The organism is Enterobacter sp. K510, from assembly GCF_055804875.1.
This window is the reverse complement of record NZ_JBNRLQ010000005.1, coordinates 13,357-30,204: the sequence shown is the minus strand read 5'-3', so window position 1 is coordinate 30,204 and position 16,848 is coordinate 13,357. Positions and strand designations below refer to the sequence as shown.

16 protein-coding genes are annotated in these 16,848 nt (G+C 53.6%); 1 reads left to right on the top strand and 15 read right to left on the bottom strand.

The features are described 5' to 3' along the window. Positions 1-109: 109 nt before the first annotated feature. From glmS to asnC, 15 genes are all read right to left on the bottom strand, one after another. Positions 110-1,939 carry a glutamine--fructose-6-phosphate transaminase (isomerizing) gene (gene glmS / locus ACQUTD_RS09860; protein ID WP_072570881.1) on the bottom strand — a complete coding sequence of 610 codons (1,830 nt, stop codon included), beginning with the start codon at positions 1,937-1,939 and terminating at the stop codon, positions 110-112. Between the two features lie 211 nt (positions 1,940-2,150). Next, positions 2,151-3,521: a bifunctional UDP-N-acetylglucosamine diphosphorylase/glucosamine-1-phosphate N-acetyltransferase GlmU gene (gene glmU, locus ACQUTD_RS09855; protein WP_473275475.1), complete on the bottom strand. Its 1,371-nt coding sequence runs from the start codon at positions 3,519-3,521 to the stop codon at positions 2,151-2,153. Between the two features lie 690 nt (positions 3,522-4,211). Next, the gene (locus ACQUTD_RS09850) at positions 4,212-4,631 is read right to left on the bottom strand and encodes a F0F1 ATP synthase subunit epsilon (protein ID WP_032615508.1); all 420 of its coding nucleotides are present in this window, start codon (positions 4,629-4,631) and stop codon (positions 4,212-4,214) included. A 20-nt stretch (positions 4,632-4,651) separates the two neighbouring features. Next, positions 4,652-6,034, bottom strand: a complete 1,383-nt coding sequence (gene atpD, locus ACQUTD_RS09845) for a F0F1 ATP synthase subunit beta (protein ID WP_006177559.1) — start codon at positions 6,032-6,034, stop codon at positions 4,652-4,654. A gap of 26 nt (positions 6,035-6,060) precedes the next feature. Further along, positions 6,061-6,924 (bottom strand): F0F1 ATP synthase subunit gamma, encoded by an 864-nt coding sequence (gene atpG / locus ACQUTD_RS09840; RefSeq protein ID WP_072570878.1) that lies wholly within the window; start codon positions 6,922-6,924, stop codon positions 6,061-6,063. Between the two features lie 50 nt (positions 6,925-6,974). Further along, complete coding sequence (atpA, locus tag ACQUTD_RS09835) at positions 6,975-8,516, bottom strand: F0F1 ATP synthase subunit alpha (RefSeq protein ID WP_072570876.1); 1,542 nt, start codon at positions 8,514-8,516, stop codon at positions 6,975-6,977. Between the two features lie 12 nt (positions 8,517-8,528). Further along, entirely contained in the window at positions 8,529-9,062 is a 534-nt protein-coding gene (gene atpH, locus ACQUTD_RS09830; protein WP_072570874.1) for a F0F1 ATP synthase subunit delta, read from the bottom strand. A 14-nt stretch (positions 9,063-9,076) separates the two neighbouring features. Beyond that, entirely contained in the window at positions 9,077-9,547 is a 471-nt protein-coding gene (gene atpF / locus ACQUTD_RS09825; protein WP_072570872.1) for a F0F1 ATP synthase subunit B, read from the bottom strand. Positions 9,548-9,605: 58 nt separating this feature from the next. Beyond that, the gene (gene atpE, locus ACQUTD_RS09820; RefSeq protein ID WP_000429386.1) at positions 9,606-9,845 is read right to left on the bottom strand and encodes a F0F1 ATP synthase subunit C; all 240 of its coding nucleotides are present in this window, start codon (positions 9,843-9,845) and stop codon (positions 9,606-9,608) included. Between the two features lie 47 nt (positions 9,846-9,892). Further along, a complete protein-coding gene (gene atpB, locus ACQUTD_RS09815; protein ID WP_072570870.1) occupies positions 9,893-10,711 on the bottom strand; it encodes a F0F1 ATP synthase subunit A in 819 nt (272 codons plus the stop codon). An 8-nt stretch (positions 10,712-10,719) separates the two neighbouring features. After that, positions 10,720-11,100, bottom strand: coding sequence for a F0F1 ATP synthase subunit I (gene atpI / locus ACQUTD_RS09810; protein ID WP_088221278.1), 381 nt, complete (start codon positions 11,098-11,100; stop codon positions 10,720-10,722). 616 nt (positions 11,101-11,716) lie between these two features. Next, positions 11,717-12,340, bottom strand: coding sequence for a 16S rRNA (guanine(527)-N(7))-methyltransferase RsmG (rsmG, locus tag ACQUTD_RS09805; RefSeq protein WP_318362495.1), 624 nt, complete (start codon positions 12,338-12,340; stop codon positions 11,717-11,719). A 105-nt stretch (positions 12,341-12,445) separates the two neighbouring features. Further along, positions 12,446-14,335, bottom strand: coding sequence for a tRNA uridine-5-carboxymethylaminomethyl(34) synthesis enzyme MnmG (gene mnmG, locus ACQUTD_RS09800; RefSeq protein ID WP_072570865.1), 1,890 nt, complete (start codon positions 14,333-14,335; stop codon positions 12,446-12,448). A 371-nt stretch (positions 14,336-14,706) separates the two neighbouring features. Next, the gene (gene mioC / locus ACQUTD_RS09795; RefSeq protein WP_473275511.1) at positions 14,707-15,156 is read right to left on the bottom strand and encodes an FMN-binding protein MioC; all 450 of its coding nucleotides are present in this window, start codon (positions 15,154-15,156) and stop codon (positions 14,707-14,709) included. A gap of 90 nt (positions 15,157-15,246) precedes the next feature. Beyond that, positions 15,247-15,705 (bottom strand): transcriptional regulator AsnC, encoded by a 459-nt coding sequence (asnC, locus tag ACQUTD_RS09790; protein WP_088221282.1) that lies wholly within the window; start codon positions 15,703-15,705, stop codon positions 15,247-15,249. A 150-nt stretch (positions 15,706-15,855) separates the two neighbouring features. On the opposite strand from asnC, the gene asnA reads away from it, so the two are divergent. After that, a complete protein-coding gene (gene asnA, locus ACQUTD_RS09785; RefSeq protein WP_473275514.1) occupies positions 15,856-16,848 on the top strand; it encodes an aspartate--ammonia ligase in 993 nt (330 codons plus the stop codon).

Here is a 16,848-nt window from a genome sequence, read left to right as displayed (position 1 = left end):
GTAGCTGAAGATGACAGTTTGTCATAAAGAAGGGCGGCGGAAATGTGTGTAAAAACAGAACAGCGCAGACGGTAAAAGCCCCGCCTTTGCGGGCGGGGCTGTGTTTTACTTACTCAACCGTAACGGATTTCGCCAGGTTACGCGGCTGGTCAACGTCGGTGCCTTTGATCAGCGCAACGTGATAGGCCAGTAACTGCAGCGGCACGGTATAGAAAATCGGTGCGATCACCTCTTCCACATGCGGCATTTCGATAATGTGCATGTTGTCACTGCTGTTGAAACCGGCATCACGATCGGCGAAGACGTACAGCTGGCCGCCACGGGCGCGCACTTCTTCAATATTGGATTTCAGTTTTTCCAGCAGTTCGTTATTCGGTGCCACCACGATCACCGGCATATCGGCGTCAATCAGCGCCAGCGGGCCGTGTTTCAGCTCGCCCGCCGCATAAGCTTCAGCGTGGATATAGGAGATCTCTTTAAGCTTCAGCGCGCCTTCCAGCGCGATCGGATACTGATCGCCACGGCCAAGGAACAGCGCGTGATGCTTGTCAGAGAAATCTTCTGCCAGTGCTTCGATGCGTTTGTCCTGCGACAGCATCTGCTCAATACGGCTCGGCAGCGCCTGCAGACCATGCACAATGTCGTGCTCAATGGACGCATCCATGCCTTTCAGACGGCTTAACTTCGCCACCAGCATCAGCAGCACCGTTAACTGGGTGGTGAAGGCTTTGGTGGAGGCCACGCCGATTTCGGTCCCGGCGTTGGTCATCATCGCCAGATCGGATTCACGCACCAGCGAGGAGCCTGGCACGTTACAGATTGCCAGCGAACCGAGATAACCCAGCTCTTTCGACAAACGCAGCGCGGCCAGGGTATCCGCCGTTTCACCGGACTGGGACAGGGTGATCATCAGGCTGTTGCGACGCACCGCGGATTTGCGGTAGCGGAACTCAGAGGCGATCTCCACATCACAGGGCACGCCCGCCAGGGATTCAAACCAGTAGCGTGACACCATACCGGAGTTGTACGAGGTACCGCAGGCGACGATCTGGATATGCTCAACCTGTGACAGCATGTCATTGGCATTCGCGCCCAGCTCGCTTAAATCCACTTCGCCGTGGCTGATACGCCCGGTCAGAGTGTTTTTGATGGCGTTCGGCTGCTCATAAATCTCTTTTTGCATGTAGTGGCGATAGATACCTTTATCGCCCGCGTCGTATTGCAGATTAGATTCGATGTCCGGGCGCGTAACTTCATGGCCAGACTTATCGAATACGGTCACGCTGCGGCGCGTAACTTCAGCGATATCGCCTTCTTCCAGATAGATAAAGCGACGGGTGACCGGCAGCAGAGCTAACTGATCGGAAGCGATGAAGTTTTCGCCCATGCCGAGGCCAATGACCAGCGGGCTGCCGGAACGGGCGGCCAGCAGGGTATCCGGATGACGGGTATCCATGATTACCGTGCCGTAGGCACCGCGCAACTGGGGGATAGCACGTAACACGGCGTCACGCAGCGTACCGCCCTGCTCCAGCTCCCAGTGAACGAGGTGAGCAATCACTTCGGTATCAGTTTCGGAGGCAAAGACATAGCCACGTGCCTGCAATACTTCACGCAGCGGCTCGTGGTTCTCAATAATACCGTTATGGACCACCACAATGTGTTCAGACACATGCGGGTGCGCATTCCCTTCAGAAGGTTCGCCGTGGGTTGCCCAGCGTGTATGTGCGATCCCCGTGCCGCCATGGAGCGGATGTTCTTCCGCAGCCTGAGACAGCATCTGAACTTTACCCAGACGACGCAGACGGGTCATGTGCCCTTCGTTATCGACGACGGCCAGTCCCGCAGAGTCATAACCACGATATTCCAGACGACGTAAGCCTTCGAGAAGGATTTCAGCAATATCACGCTGCGCGACTGCGCCAACAATTCCACACATAGTTAATTTCCTGATAATGATGCGTTGTCGCCGACCTGTTTTGCCCGTATCGGGCGCCCCGAGCCTTGTAGAGAGTGGGGTTATTTTTATGGTTACTGCTGGTGGGCGGGAGATATATGTTTATCTCCTCATCCCTGTTTGCCGGATGGCACTAACGTTTATCCGGCAGAAAACCGTAGGGCGGGTTAGCGAAGCACCACCCGCCACATTGTTACTTCTTCTTCACCGGACGTTTCCAGCCCTTGATATGGGTCTGACGTACCCGGCTGATGACCAGTTCATTTTCCGCGATGTCATTCGTTACCGTGGTGCCCGCGCCGATGCTTGCCCCACTGGCTACCGTTACCGGCGCCACCAGCTGCGTATCGGAGCCGACAAACACGTCATCGCCAATAATGGTTTTATGCTTATTGGCGCCATCGTAGTTGCAGGTGATTGTGCCCGCGCCGATGTTCACGTTATCGCCAATTTCCGCATCGCCCAGGTAGGTGAGATGACCCGCTTTCGAGCCTTTACCCAGACGCGCTTTTTTCATTTCCACGAAGTTGCCGACGTGCGCGCCTTCCAGCAGCTCGGCACCCGGACGCAGACGCGCAAACGGGCCGATGGTGCAGGCGGCGGCCAGTTCAGCATCTTCCACCACGCTGTAAGGACTGATTTCGCAGTCATCGCCAATCACGCTGTTTTTGATCACGCAGCCTGCGCCGATCTTCACGCGATGCCCCAGGGTGACGTTACCTTCGAGAATGACGTTAGTATCGATTTCCACATCGCGCCCGTGGGTCAGGGAGCCGCGTAAATCGAAACGCGCCGGATCGCGCAGCATAACCCCTGCCAGCAGCAGCTTTTCAGCCTGCTCAGCCTGATAGACGCGCTCCAGACGGGACAGCTGCAGGCGGTTGTTCACGCCTTCCACTTCGCTCAGCCTTTCCGGGTGGACGGCGGCAATTTCACGCCCTTCGTGATAAGCCAGCGAGATAATATCGGTGATGTAGTATTCACCCTGCGCATTGTTGTTGGTCAGTTTCGCCAGCCAGCGCTTCATGTCTGCACCATTGGCGATCAGAATGCCGGTATTGATTTCCTGGATCTGACGCTGCTCATCGGTGGCATCTTTGTGCTCCACGATACCGGTCACTTTGCCGTTCTCGCGGGTGATACGGCCATAGCCGGTCGGATCGCTGAGATTTACCGTCAGTAAGCCAATGCCGTTCTGCGGTTTGGCGTCACGCAGGCGTTGCAGAGTAGCGACCGAAATCAGCGGCACATCGCCGTAGAGCATCAGAATATCTTCGTCATCGGCAAAATAGGGCGCGGCCATCTGCATGGCGTGGCCGGTGCCCAGTTGTTCAGCCTGTAGCACCCAGTTCAGCTTATCGTCGCGCAATGTCTGCTTCAGCAAATCGCCGCCATGCCCGTAAACCAGATGAACGCGGCTGGCGCCCAGTTCATTCGCGGCATCAATGACATGCTGGACCATCGCTTTCCCTGCAAGGGTGTGCAGCACTTTGGGAAGATCGGAATACATGCGGGTCCCTTTACCAGCGGCAAGGATGACCACACTCATAGCACTGTTCAACATACGCGTCCTGACTGTAATTTGAGGGTGAATTTTTACTTTTTCACATTGAAAATACTACATTTTTTTCGCCGTGAATTGGGTCGCAGATTAAATGCCAGCAGACCGGTAATAATCCCCTTCTGCGCCCCGTTTTCCGGCCGTCATGATGCCATTTACCGTAAAAAATGAACATATCACGGGCTGTAAAGTTGTTATGCCGATGTTTTACTTATTTTTTCGCAGAATGAATAAAGAAAACGTAGCCAGGCTGACAGCAGCAAAGGTGAGTATAGAGGAGTTAAGCGGGGCGCGAAGCCGTACGAACGGGGGATATTTTGACTGGATTATTAAAAGCATAAAGGCCGCCTCGGGCGACCTTTATTGATGTCTGTTCACGCCACCAGCGGTTGTCGTTTTAATTGGCGGCACTGCGTGATTACAGATTAAAAGTACCAAAAGAAACGTTCATGTTGTTGAAGAAAGCGATAATTTTGTTAATCAGTTTCATGATGTTTTCCCGGCGGTTGAATTCGTTTATGTGACTTACTTCACAAAAATAAGTCTACACCTCAAATTTTAACCGATCAATATTTTTGTGATGTTAGTCACAAAAAAATAAGAAACACCATTTCATTTATCAACCCATTCTCGTGGAAGCATAAAAAAAGCCAGCCTGGCAACCAGACTGGCTTTGTGCTTTTCAAGCCGGTGTTACATCGCTTTTTTGGTCAACTCGATAACACGCAGTTTCGCGATCGCTTTGGCCAGCTCCGCAGACGCCTGAGCGTAATCCACGTCGCCATGAGAGCTCTTAATGTGCTCTTCTGCTTTACGTTTCGCTTCCAGAGCTCGCGCTTCGTCGAGATCCTGGCCACGAATAGCAGTATCAGCGAGAACGGTCACGCTGCCAGGCTGCACTTCAATAATGCCGCCGGACAGGTAGATAAACTCTTCGTGACCGAACTGTTTAACGATGCGGATCATACCAGGCTTAATGGCGGTGAGCAGCGGGGCGTGACCTGGGAAAATACCCAGTTCACCTTCACTGCCCGTTACCTGGATTTTTTCGACCAGCCCGGAGAACATTTGTTGCTCTGCGCTGACGACGTCCAGGTGGTAAGTCATTGCCATATCACCCTCCGATTAAGGCGTTAAAGTTTTTTGGCTTTTTCCACGGCTTCGTCGATGGAACCAACCATGTAGAACGCCTGCTCCGGCAGGTGATCGTATTCGCCTTCCATGATGCCTTTAAAGCCACGGATGGTGTCTTTCAGGGAGACGTATTTGCCCGGAGAACCGGTAAATACTTCTGCCACGAAGAACGGCTGGGACAGGAAGCGCTGGATCTTACGTGCGCGAGCTACCACCAGTTTGTCTTCTTCAGACAGTTCATCCATACCCAGGATGGCGATGATGTCTTTCAGTTCCTGGTAACGTTGCAGCAGGGACTGTACGCCACGTGCGGTGTCGTAGTGTTCCTGACCAACCACCAGCGGATCCAGCTGACGGCTGGTGGAATCCAGCGGGTCAACGGCCGGGTAGATACCCAGAGACGCGATCTGACGGCTCAGTACCACGGTTGCGTCTAAGTGCGCAAAGGTGGTGGCTGGTGACGGGTCAGTCAGGTCATCCGCAGGTACGTATACCGCCTGAACGGAGGTGATAGAACCGGTTTTGGTGGAGGTGATACGTTCCTGCAACACACCCATCTCTTCTGCCAGGGTCGGCTGGTAGCCTACCGCAGAAGGCATACGGCCCAGCAGTGCGGATACTTCCGTACCGGCCAGGGTATAACGATAGATGTTATCGACGAACAGCAGAACGTCACGACCTTCGTCACGGAATTTCTCAGCCATGGTCAGGCCGGTCAGCGCAACGCGCAGACGGTTTCCCGGCGGCTCGTTCATCTGACCGTAAACCAGGGATACTTTGTCCAGAACGTTGGAGTCAGTCATTTCGTGGTAGAAGTCGTTACCCTCACGAGTACGCTCACCCACGCCTGCAAACACGGAATAACCGGAGTGCTCGATCGCGATGTTACGGATCAGCTCCATCATGTTTACGGTTTTACCCACACCCGCACCGCCGAACAGACCGACTTTACCGCCCTTAGCGAACGGACACATCAGGTCGATAACCTTGATGCCGGTTTCCAGCAGTTCCTGAGAGCTGGACAGTTCTTCGTAGCTTGGTGCCGCGCGGTGGATCGCCCAACGCTCTTCTTCACCGATGTCGCCTTTCATGTCGATCGGCTGACCGAGCACGTTCATGATACGACCCAGTGTTGCTTTACCTACCGGTACTTCAATCGGGTGCTCAAGGTCTTTTACTTCCAGACCACGACGCAGACCGTCAGAAGAACCCATGGCGATAGTACGCACGATACCACCACCGAGCTGCTGCTGAACTTCCAGCACCAGGCTCTCGTTACCATTTTGTACCTCAAGAGCATCGTACACACGCGGTACGGCATCCTGAGGGAATTCGACGTCAACCACGGCGCCGATTACCTGGACAATTTTTCCAGTAGCCATCTTGAATCCTCTACGAATTAACCTGGTTATACCGCGGATGCACCACCGACGATTTCGGTGAGTTCCTGAGTAATGCTGGCCTGACGAGCTTTGTTGTATACCAACTGCAGCTCTTTAATCAGGCTGCCGCCATTGTCGGTCGCGGCTTTCATCGCCACCATACGTGCGGCCTGCTCGCTGGCCAGGTTTTCTACCACGCCCTGATAAACCTGCGACTCAACGTAACGACGCAGCAGGGTATCCAGCAGCGGTTTCGGATCGGGTTCATACAGGTAATCCCAGGCTTTCTGCTTCAGCTCACCGTCTTCTGATGCCGGTAACGGCAGCAGCTGAGTGAGGGTCGGAACCTGAGACATGGTGTTAATAAATTTGTTGCTGACAATGTACAGCCTGTCCAGACGGCCTTCATCGTAGGCCTGCAACATCACTTTTACCGGGCCGATCAGTTCGGACAGGGACGGGTTATCACCCATACCGGTCACCTGGGCGACAATATTGCCCCCCACGGAATTGAAGAAAGAAACGCCTTTAGAGCCGATCATCGCGATATCGCTCTGAACGCCTTTATCGGACCATACTTTCATTTCCGCCAGCAGTTTTTTGAACAGGTTAATGTTCAAGCCACCGCACAGACCACGGTCGGTCGACACCACCAGGTAGCCCACGCGCTTAACGTCGCGTTCTTCCAGGTAAGGGTGCTTATATTCCAGATTGCCGTTCGCAAGGTGACCAATCACTTTGCGCATGGTATCTGCATAAGGACGGCTGGCCGCCATTCTGTCCTGCGATTTACGCATTTTGGAAGCGGCGACCATCTCCATCGCTTTAGTGATCTTCTGCGTGTTCTGGACGCTTGCGATCTTACTACGTATCTCTTTTGCGCCGGCCATGAGCTTCTCCTCAATGCCTTGCGGTCTGCCCTAAGACAGACCGCCAGACGTTACCAGGACTGGGTTGCTTTGAAGGAATCGAGGATGCCTTTCAGCTTGCCTTCGATTTCGTCGTTATAGCCACCGGACTGGTTGATCTCTTGCATCAGCGGAGCGTGGTCACGGTCAACGTAAGCCAGCAGAGCGGCTTCGAAGCTACCGATTTTCGCCAGTTCCACATCTTCGAGGTAACCGCGTTCAGCCGCGAACAGCACCAGGCCCTGTTGTGCAACAGACATTGGGGCATACTGTTTCTGTTTCAGCAGCTCGGTCACTTTCTGACCATGGCTCAGCTGTTTACGGGTAGCTTCATCCAGATCGGATGCGAACTGAGAGAACGCAGCCAGTTCACGATACTGTGCCAGCGCGGTACGAATACCACCGGACAGTTTCTTGATGATCTTGGTCTGAGCAGCACCACCAACACGGGATACGGAGATACCCGGGTTAACCGCCGGACGAATACCGGAGTTAAACAGGTTGGTTTCCAGGAAGATCTGACCATCGGTAATAGAAATTACGTTGGTCGGAACGAACGCAGAAACGTCACCCGCCTGGGTTTCAATGATCGGCAGCGCGGTCAGGGAGCCAGTTTTACCTTTCACTTCACCTTTGGTGAAGTTCTCAACGTATTCCGCGTTTACGCGGGATGCGCGCTCCAGCAGACGGGAGTGGAGATAAAACACGTCGCCCGGGAATGCTTCACGTCCTGGCGGACGGCGCAGCAGCAGGGAAACCTGACGGTATGCAACAGCCTGTTTGGACAGGTCATCATAAACGATCAGCGCATCTTCACCGCGGTCACGGAAGTATTCGCCCATGGCGCAACCGGCATACGGAGCCAGGTATTGCAGCGCAGCGGATTCAGAAGCGGTAGCCACCACAACGATAGTGTTGGACAGCGCGCCGTGCTCTTCCAGTTTGCGCACCACGTTAGAGATGGTGGACGCTTTCTGGCCGATTGCCACGTATACGCATTTGATGCCGGAGTCACGCTGGTTGATGATCGCATCGATAGCCATCGCGGTTTTACCGGTCTGACGGTCGCCGATGATCAGTTCACGCTGACCACGACCGATTGGGATCATGGCATCAACGGATTTGTAACCGGTCTGTACCGGCTGATCGACGGACTGACGATCGATTACGCCCGGTGCGATAACTTCGATTGGCGAGAAGCCATCGTTATCAACCGGACCTTTACCGTCGATTGGCGCACCCAGGGTGTTCACCACGCGGCCCAGCAGGCCACGGCCTACCGGTACTTCAAGAATACGGCCAGTACATTTAACCTTCATGCCTTCGGCGAGGTCAGCATACGGACCCATCACTACTGCACCTACGGAGTCGCGCTCCAGGTTCAGTGCGATAGCGTAACGGTTACCCGGCAGGGAGATCATTTCACCCTGCATACAATCGGCCAGGCCGTGAATGCGGATAACACCGTCACTTACAGAAACAATAGTACCTTCGTTATGAGCTTCGCTCACAACACTGAACTGAGCAATGCGCTGCTTGATCAGTTCGCTGATTTCGGTGGAATTCAGTTGCATGCTCCAGTCCCCTTAAGACTGCAAGACGTCTGCGAGGCGTTGTAGACGGCCGCGTACGCTGCCATCAATGACCATATCACCCGACTGGATGATTACGCCCGCCATTACAGACTTATCGATATTGCAATTCAGCTTAACTTTGCGTGACAGACGTTTTTCCATCGCGGCGGTAATCTTCGCAAGCTGTTCTTCACTCAGTTCGGTCGCCGAGGTTACTTCAACTTCAGCGGTAGCTTCACTAAGGGCACGTAAGTGCTCAAACTGCTCAAGAACATCCGGGAGCACTCTCAGACGACCATTCTCAGCCATCACCTTGATCAGGTTCTGGCCGTTGGTATCAAGTTGCTCGCCGCAAACGGCGATGAACGACGCGGCGAGAGTTTCCGGTGCCAGTGCACCTGAAAGCATCTCCGCCATATGTTCGTTTTTCGTTACCTCTGCGGCAAACGCCAGCATGTTCTGCCAGCGATCGACACTTTGGGTTTCGACAGCAAAGTCAAAAGCTGCTTTGGCGTAGGGGCGAGCTACCGTAACAAATTCAGACATCAGCCCCTCCCTCCTTACAGTTCAGCGACAAGTTTGTCCACGATGTCGCTGTTAGCAGCTTCATCCACGGAACGTTCGATGATCTTCTCGGCGCCAGCAACAGCCAGGATAGCAACTTGCTTACGCAGTTCCTCACGAGCACGTTTACGCTCAGCATCAATTTCTGCCTGAGCCTGTGCAACGATTTTGGTACGTTCCTGTTCTGCTTCGGTTTTGGCTTCGTCCAGGATCTGAGCGCGACGTTTGTTCGCCTGCTCAATGATTACCTGGGCTTCCGCTTTCGCCTTTTTCAGCTGGTCGGTCGCATTGGCCTGTGCAAGGTCCAAATCCTTTTTAGCTCGTTCTGCAGAAGCGAGGCCGTCAGCGATTTCTTTTTGACGTTTCTCAATGGCAGCGATCAACGGCGGCCATACATACTTCATGCAGAACAGAACGAACAGGACAAACGCGATGGCCTGGCCGAGGATTGTTGCGTTAAGATTCACAGCACAATGCCTCTTATCTGGTTAACGTTCTAAAAATTGCTTAATCAAGCAACGCTTACTACGCGACAGCAAACATCACGTACAGACCCAGACCTACAGCGATCATCGGGATAGCATCCACCAGACCCATAACGATAAAGAACTGAGTACGCAGCAGAGGGATCAGATCCGGTTGACGCGCTGCGCCTTCCAGGAATTTGCCCCCGAGGATGCCGATACCGATCGCAGCACCGATTGCCGCCAGACCCATCATCACAGCGGCAGCCATGTACAGCAGATCCATATTCAGGTTTTCCATGACAGTCTCCAGTTTGTTTCAGTTAGAACGTAGTAGTGTTGGTAAAATCAATGCTCTTCAGATGCCATCGACAGATAGACAATCGTCAGAACCATGAAAATGAAGGCTTGCAGCGTAATGATCAGGATGTGGAAAATGGCCCATGGCACATTCAGGATCCACTGTGACCACCATGGCAGAAGTCCTGCAATCAGAATGAAGATCAACTCACCGGCATACATGTTGCCGAACAGTCGCAGACCGAGTGATACCGGTTTAGACAGCAGGCTTACCCCTTCAAGGATTAAGTTGACAGGAATAAATGCCCAGTGGTTGAACGGCTGTAAGGTCAGCTCTTTGGTGAAGCCGCCAATGCCTTTCATTTTGATGCTGTAGAACAGAATGAGGATAAATACGCCCAGCGCCATCGACAGGGTGATGTTCACGTCAGCGGACGGAACCACACGCAGAGCCGGCAGGCCGAATACATGCTCGCCGATATACGGCAGCAGGTCGATAGGCAGCAAATCCATCAGGTTCATCAGGAATACCCAGACGAAAATCGTCAGGGCCAGCGGAGCAATCAGTTTGCTCTTGCCGTGGTACATGTCTTTCACGCTGCCGTTGACGAAGCCAATGACCAGCTCGATCGCCGTCTGGAATTTTCCCGGAACGCCGCTGGTTGCTTTTTTGGCAACGCTACGGAACATCACGAGGAACAACAGACCCAGAAGCACCGAGAAGAACATGGAGTCGATGTTAAGCGTCCAGAAAGTGGCTGGGGGGTTATGCGGATCCACCAGCGAAAAGGTACGCAGGTCAATCTGAAGGTTATTCAGATGGTGGCCTATGTACTCCTGCGGTGTTGAGATTTCTCCTGCAGACATGATGCCTCTTACCCTTTGTTGTTAATTACAGCGGGTGCCAGTATCTGTACAACCAGCACCGAAACCCACGTGACGATGAGCGGCAAAAAGACCGCCTTCAAAACCGCCAGCGCCACCACCAGTAGGGTAAAGGTCGCCAACACCTTGAACACTTCCCCGAAGGCGAAGGACCAGGCCATGCGGCCTTTAGCAGGTGTATGCGCCTGATGACGCCAGGCAAAAATCATAAACAACATATTTGGCAGTACCACTGCCAGCCCACCGCATAACGCGGAGACGCCCCAGAAGGGGTCTTTAAGGCAAAATAGCAATGCGCTTGCTATCACTGCCAGGAACTGAATGAACAGAAGCTTACGAGCAACGTTTCGACTCAAGAGCGACAAAGACATCACGTTTTTTACTCCTGCCCCCAACGAGGTATGTCGCGTGTCGTATAAAACGTTCTTTAAGGCTCAGAGTCAAGCATCAAAAAGCGAGCAAATTATACGGTGCGGCCTCGTGATTTCAAACAATAAGTAGCGAAAAGGTGAATAAATGTTTAAATAAATTTCTCGAGGGCTATTTTTCCACTTTTTTGTAAAGTGTGAACCATCGAACAGGATTGCCAATCGCGCGAAAAGCCTGATGCTAAAGCGTGCACCAGATCACAAATTGCGCATTTGCGTTTAAGCTTCTTTCATCGAAGCATAATAATCCCACTCACCATCTTTCTGATATTCAAGATGAATAACTGCGACTATTTCCAAAACAGCTTCATATACAACAAAAACCTTTTATTGACATTCTTAATAAATTTTTAACATCGCTAAACGTTAAGCATTACTGATTTTTAGCAGACATATACTTCCCTGGTTGATTATTTTGCCGGTTAACAAAAAATGCCAGGTTAACAAACAGAAAAATCCCAGTAAAAATAAGGTTAAGCCTAACGGGATTTATTCCGTTTCTGCGTGCTGATTTTTAACACATTCACTACAGTACGGAATTAACATTTTTTGATAAAAATTAAATATTGTTTGGTTTAATCATCACCAGATGACGTTCGCCGTCCAGTTGCGGAACGCGCAATTTGATCACCGATTCCACCGCAAAGTCTGCCGGTAGTTTTTCGATTTCATCATCAGGCAACTGGCCCTTCAGCGCATAGAAACGCCCCCCCTGCCCCGGCAGGTGATGACACCAGCTCACCATATCGTTCAGGGAAGCAAAGGCACGGCTGATCACTCCGTCAAACGGCGGCTCCGCCGGGAAATCCTCAACGCGGCTCTGCACCGGCGTGATGTTAGTCAGGCCAAGCTCGTGCTGCACCTGGCGCAGAAAACGCACCCGCTTGCCGAGGCTGTCCAGCAGCGTGAAGTGCGCGTCAGGTAAGACGATTGACAGCGGGATCCCCGGCAGCCCTGGTCCGGTACCCACGTCGATAAAGCGCGAACCTGCCAGGTGCGGCGCAACCACCACGCTGTCCAGAATATGACGGATCAGCATCTCGTTCGGATCGCGTACCGAGGTCAGATTGTACGCTTTGTTCCATTTGTGCAGCATATCGACATAGGCCACCAGCTGGTTTTTCTGGTGATCGGTGAGCGAAATATCGGCTTCATCCAGCAGACGAGAGAGTTTGTTGAGCACGGTGATTACCTGTTTAGATACTTAACGGCGGGTGGCGCTTCGCTAATCCGCCTTACGGGTTCTGTAGGCCCGGTAAGCCAGCGCTACCGGGCGGGTAAAGTTGAATTAAGCGCTACGGCGCAGCATACCCTGCTTTTTCAGCCACACCAGCAGAATGGAGATTGCCGCAGGAGTAATACCGGAAATACGCGATGCCTGACCGATGGATGATGGTTTGTGATCGTTAAGCTTGGCGATCACTTCATTGGACAGACCGCTCACCTGGCGGTAGTCCAGGGTCGCAGGCAGCACGGTGTTCTCGTTACGCTGCTGTTTGTCGATCTCGTCCTGCTGGCGCGCAATATAGCCTTCGTATTTCACCTGGATCTCGACCTGCTCGGCGGCCTGCGCATCGCTGAGTCCCGGCGCAAACGGCGACAGCTGCACCATCTCGCGATAGGTCATTTCCGGTCGACGCAGCAGATCTTCACCGTTTGCCTCGCGGGACAGCGGCGCGCTCAGCTTCGTATTCACTTCGTCAATCTTTTCAGACTGCGGGTGCAGCCAGATATCTTTCAGGCGCTGGCGTTCACGCTCGATATTTTCCAGCTTCTCGTTAAAGCGCGCCCAGCGTTCGTCGTCCACCAGGCCCAGCTCACGACCCGCCGCGGTTAAACGGATATCCGCGTTGTCTTCACGCAGCATCAGACGGTATTCCGCGCGGGAGGTGAACATGCGGTACGGCTCTTTGGTGCCCAGGGTGCACAGGTCGTCCACCAGCACGCCCAGATAAGCCTCGGAACGGCCCGGCGCCCAGCCCTCTTTTTCGGCAGAGAAGCGGGCAGCGTTCAGACCGGCCAGCAGACCCTGCGCGGCCGCTTCTTCGTAACCGGTGGTGCCGTTGATCTGACCGGCAAAGAACAGGCCAGCGATAAATTTGCTTTCCAGCGTCGGTTTCAGGTCACGCGGATCGAAGAAGTCATATTCGATCGCATAGCCCGGACGGACGATCTTCGCGTTTTCCATGCCCTGCATGGATCGGACGATCTGCATCTGCACATCGAACGGCAGACTGGTGGAGATGCCGTTCGGGTAAATTTCGTTAGAGGTCAGGCCTTCCGGCTCAAGGAAGATCTGATGCTGGTTACGATCCGCAAAGCGCATCACTTTGTCTTCGATCGACGGGCAGTAACGCGGGCCGATCCCTTCGATCACGCCGGCATACATCGGGCTGCGATCGAGGTTATTGCGGATCACGTCGTGGGTTTTTTCGTTAGTGTAGGTGATATAGCACGGCACCTGGCGCGGATGTTGATCCACATTGCCCATGAACGAAAAGACCGGCAGCGGCGTGTCGCCGTGCTGTTCCGCCAGCACGCTGAAATCAATAGTTCGCGCGTCAATACGCGGCGGCGTCCCGGTTTTCAGGCGGCTGACGCGCAGCGGCAGCTCGCGCAGACGGCGGGAAAGGGAAATCGACGGCGGATCGCCTGCGCGACCACCGCTGTAGTTATCCATGCCGATATGAATTTTACCGTCGAGGAAGGTGCCGACCGTCAGTACGACAGATTTGGCACGGAACTTCAGGCCCATTTGCGTCACGGCACCGACGACACGATCGTTTTCGACGATCAGATCCTCAACCGCCTGCTGGAAGATCATCAGGTTCGGCTGATTCTCAAGGGCCGTGCGCACTGCCTGACGGTAAAGCACGCGGTCTGCCTGAGCACGGGTGGCGCGAACGGCCGGGCCTTTGCTCGCGTTTAGTATCCTAAACTGAATGCCTGCCTGATCGATAGCCTTTGCCATCAGTCCGCCCAGCGCATCCACTTCTTTTACCAGGTGTCCTTTCCCAATACCGCCGATTGCCGGGTTGCACGACATCTGTCCCAGGGTGTCGATATTGTGTGTCAAAAGCAGGGTCTGCTGACCCATACGCGCAGCGGCCATTGCGGCCTCAGTGCCTGCATGACCCCCGCCAATGATGATGACGTCGAAAGGATCCGGATAAAACATGGTGGTTTGCCTCGCCTGAGCGGTTAGAAAGTGGATTGGTGCCGGGCCGTGGATTCTACTCAACTTTAGCCCATCGAGAAAGAGTCGGGATCCTGACTGTTATTAAGAGATCTTTTTCTTTTAGAGATCTTTTTTACTATGATCTCTTATTAGGATCGTGCCTCTCTGTGGATAACCCGGATCCGGCTTTGAAGATCAAGACATTAGAAAGGATCGTTACCTGTGAATGATCGGTGATCCCACTCAGTATAAGCTGGGATCAAAATGAAGGGTTATGCACAGCCCAAAAACTCGTCAAACCTTATACAGTGGATAAATACCGGTTGATCCAAGCTTTTAACCAGACTTATACACAACTGATCGCACGATCTTTACACAATCTTGAGTAAATTAATCCAGGATCCCAGCCAGATTTCTGCCGGATCCTCGGGAATATCATGATCGAGGATGTTGATCCGCAGCGTTTCGCCGATCTGTTTTGCCCCGCAAGTCCGCATTTCGCTTTCCAGCTTGTCGATCGCCCCGCAGAAGGTGTCGTATTCACGACTGCCGATCCCGATCGCCCCAAAGCGTACCTGAGACAGATCCGGCTGCTGTTCTTTCAGTTCTTCATATAAAGGAAGAATGTTATCCGGCAGATCCCCTGCGCCATGGGTACTGGAAACCAGCAGCCACACGCCTTCCGCCGGCAGATCCTCAAGCAGCGGGCCGTGAAGGGTGCTGGTGCTGTACCCCGCCTCGTCCAGCTTTTCAGCCAGGTGCTCCGCCACGTACTCTGCTCCGCCCAGGGTGCTGCCACTGATAAGCGTAATATCTGCCATGATCGTCCGTCCTCAATTAAGCGTGGCATATTGTACGCTGTGAATGAGCTGGGATCTACCTGTGGAAAACAGGGTGATTATTTCAGAAGATCATGGGCGGATGGTGCGCATGATCGGGTTCTGCAGCGAGATCAGCGTCTCGGTGGACTGAATTTCATCAATTGTTTGGATCTTGTTGATAAGTACCTGTTGCAGCGCGTCGATCGATTTGCACATCACCTTAATAAAGATGCTGTAGTGCCCGGTGGTGTAATACGCTTCGGTCACTTCTTCCAGACTCTCCAGCCTCGCCAGAGCCGACGGGTAATCTTTAGCGCTTTTGAGAATGATGCCGATAAAGCAGCAGACGTCGTAGCCGAGCTGTTTAGGGCTGACATCGATACGCGCGCCGGTAATGATGCCCGCCTGTTTCATCTTCTCCACGCGAACGTGAATGGTGCCGGGGCTGACGCCAAACTGCTTGGCGAGTTCGGCATAAGCCGTGCGCGCATTTGCCATCAGCGCCTCAAGGATGCCGCGATCCAGATTATCGATCTGATAATTTTCCATAGGTTTTTCTTATGTAGATTAATGATTCAGTCCAGTTTAACGCCATATTTTATGGAATCAAAAGTGAACTGGGCTTTTTATCTGTTGATTATTGAATATCACTCTCGTTTTGTTGCTTAATCAATGGCAACAGGACACAGGAGTTCAATAATGAAAACCGCTTACATCGCAAAACAACGCCAGATCAGTTTCGTCAAAGCTCACTTCTCCCGCCAACTGGAGGACAAACTGGGCCTGATCGAAGTTCAGGCACCGATCCTCAGCCGCGTGGGGGATGGCACGCAGGACAACCTGTCTGGTTGCGAAAAGGCGGTACAGGTCAGTGTGAAAACCCTGCCAGACGCGCACTTTGAAGTGGTGCACTCGCTGGCGAAGTGGAAACGGCAGACGCTGGGGCAACACGACTTCAGCGCGGGGGAAGGGCTTTACACGCATATGAAAGCCCTGCGCCCGGACGAAGATCGTCTTACGCCGATCCACTCGGTCTATGTCGATCAGTGGGACTGGGAGCGCGTCCTCGGTGACGGCGAGCGCCATCTGGGCACGCTGAAAGCGACCGTCTCGGCGATCTGGTCAGGCATTAAAGCGACAGAAGCGGCAGTGAGCGCGGAGTTTGGTCTGGCACCGTTCCTGCCAGAGCAGATCCACTTTGTGCACAGCGAAGAGCTGCTGACCCGCTTCCCTGGTCTCGACGCCAAGGGCCGCGAGCGGGCCATTGCGAAAGAGCTGGGCGCGGTGTTCCTGATCGGTATCGGCGGCGACCTGAGCGACGGCAAACGTCACGACGTGCGCGCCCCGGATTATGATGACTGGACGACCCGCACCGAAGCCGGTTTTGCCGGTCTGAACGGTGACATCCTGGTGTGGAACCCGGTGCTGGAAGATGCGCTGGAGCTCTCCTCCATGGGCATCCGCGTTGACGCCGAAACCCTTAAACGCCAGCTGAAGCTGACCGGCGATGAAGATCGTCTGGCGCTGGAGTGGCACCGCGCGCTGCTGGAAGGGCAAATGCCGCAGACTATCGGCGGCGGCATTGGCCAGTCACGTCTGACCATGTTGCTGCTGCAACTGCCGCACATTGGCCAGGTACAGTGCGGCGTATGGCCTGCGCAGGTACGCGACAGCGTCTCATCCCTGCTCTGA

What these genes read in the sequence shown, in the direction of transcription:
- glmS (WP_072570881.1), bottom strand. Translation starts at nt 1,939, where the DNA reads ATGTGTGGAATTGTTGGCGCAGTCGCGCAGCGTGATATTGCTGAAATC.
- glmU (WP_473275475.1), bottom strand. Translation starts at nt 3,521, where the DNA reads ATGTTGAACAGTGCTATGAGTGTGGTCATCCTTGCCGCTGGTAAAGGG.
- ACQUTD_RS09850 (WP_032615508.1), bottom strand. Translation starts at nt 4,631, where the DNA reads ATGGCAATGACTTACCACCTGGACGTCGTCAGCGCAGAGCAACAAATG.
- atpD (WP_006177559.1), bottom strand. Translation starts at nt 6,034, where the DNA reads ATGGCTACTGGAAAAATTGTCCAGGTAATCGGCGCCGTGGTTGACGTC.
- atpG (WP_072570878.1), bottom strand. Translation starts at nt 6,924, where the DNA reads ATGGCCGGCGCAAAAGAGATACGTAGTAAGATCGCAAGCGTCCAGAAC.
- atpA (WP_072570876.1), bottom strand. Translation starts at nt 8,516, where the DNA reads ATGCAACTGAATTCCACCGAAATCAGCGAACTGATCAAGCAGCGCATT.
- atpH (WP_072570874.1), bottom strand. Translation starts at nt 9,062, where the DNA reads ATGTCTGAATTTGTTACGGTAGCTCGCCCCTACGCCAAAGCAGCTTTT.
- atpE (WP_000429386.1), bottom strand. Translation starts at nt 9,845, where the DNA reads ATGGAAAACCTGAATATGGATCTGCTGTACATGGCTGCCGCTGTGATG.
- atpB (WP_072570870.1), bottom strand. Translation starts at nt 10,711, where the DNA reads ATGTCTGCAGGAGAAATCTCAACACCGCAGGAGTACATAGGCCACCAT.
- atpI (WP_088221278.1), bottom strand. Translation starts at nt 11,100, where the DNA reads ATGTCTTTGTCGCTCTTGAGTCGAAACGTTGCTCGTAAGCTTCTGTTC.
- mnmG (WP_072570865.1), bottom strand. Translation starts at nt 14,335, where the DNA reads ATGTTTTATCCGGATCCTTTCGACGTCATCATCATTGGCGGGGGTCAT.
- mioC (WP_473275511.1), bottom strand. Translation starts at nt 15,156, where the DNA reads ATGGCAGATATTACGCTTATCAGTGGCAGCACCCTGGGCGGAGCAGAG.
- asnC (WP_088221282.1), bottom strand. Translation starts at nt 15,705, where the DNA reads ATGGAAAATTATCAGATCGATAATCTGGATCGCGGCATCCTTGAGGCG.
- asnA (WP_473275514.1), top strand. Translation starts at nt 15,856, where the DNA reads ATGAAAACCGCTTACATCGCAAAACAACGCCAGATCAGTTTCGTCAAA.